The 1,182-nt window shown below is 42.6% G+C and carries 1 protein-coding gene; it reads right to left on the bottom strand.

What is annotated here, in order from left to right:
• On the bottom strand, positions 1–763 hold a 763-nt coding region (locus PX481_RS01165), incomplete at its 3' end, for a transposase family protein (RefSeq protein ID WP_288093240.1).
• Positions 764–1,182 lie beyond the last annotated feature (419 nt).

The raw sequence follows: 1,182 nt of genomic DNA, 5'->3' as shown, positions 1-1,182 counted from the left end.
CATCAAAATTAGCTACACGATTCCTATAAATATCGGAAACTGCACGGTATCTTTTCACCCCAGAAAAAGCATTTTCACCCACAACTCTTTCTTTGGCTAGTTCTCGATTTTCTTGTTTTTGTTCTGCTGTTAACTCTCCTCCCTTCGGTTTTTTGTGGGGCAAACGGATATTTACATACTGTTTTTGCACTCCCTGAAATCCTGAATCAACCAAGACTGGGATTTGCTCAGGGATGCCGCCAATTAAGTCTTCTTGATCTTGTATCTTTTTATCATGGGTTTTTCCGCTAGTCGTAGGGGTTAACACCAAAATCCTCTTGTCTTCTGCACTAGCTGCTAGGTTTTTTCGGGTGCATCGCTTTTTCTTTCCTGAGTAGTTCTCTTTCTGTTTTTCCGCGTCTTTGGGACGAGCTATCGGTATGAAGGTCCCCTCGACTATCACTTCTTTCACCTCTGGAAAATGTTGGATAAATTCCTCGATACTCTCGATTTTTCTAAGGGGCAGTACCTTTTTTTCTCCTAAAACCTTTTCTAAAATTGGTTGTAGGCGATGTACCCATCTATTCGCTTGTGAGCGGTCAAAATCGAACCATACTGCCGCCAAGTCAAAGGTTGGATAGCACTTGAAGTAAAACAGGATATAGAATAATTTCTCTTTGATGCTTTGCAATCTAGCTTTCCTGCCAGCTCCGATTTTTCTTTTTCTTGCCTTTTCCCTGTTGTCTGCTTCCGCCAAATACACCTGTTCAAATTTCTCTAACAAGGTCTCAAACGCTCTTCTATTGAGTCCTGTGGTCGCTCTCAAGAGTCTATCTTGATGCAATATTCGGCCAATGTTCAGCATTCAAGGGGATATCCAATCATTGTTTCTTCCCCATTATGCCACTATTACGCAACAAGTCTTTTTATCTCAAATGTCGGGGTGAAGACCGTTCGGCTGAGCTCACGGCCGAAGCCCTCGCGCTTAGCGCGACGGGATGGAACCCAGACCAATATACAACAGCACTTCGACACATTTCGACAGGCTCAATGTAAAAGCTCAGTGGCCACACTTCGACAGAGCTTCGGTGGCCACTAAAATCTTGACAATCTATGCTGTATAGGTTAATACAAAATAAGTTGTTTGAGGTCGATAAACAATGATTATCCTAGAAATGAAAGCAGTGGTCAAACCAAGTCAGT

Source organism: Microcystis sp. M53603_WE2 (assembly GCF_030065435.1).
Note: the sequence above shows the minus strand (reverse complement) of the source record. Positions and strands in the feature narration are given on the sequence as shown.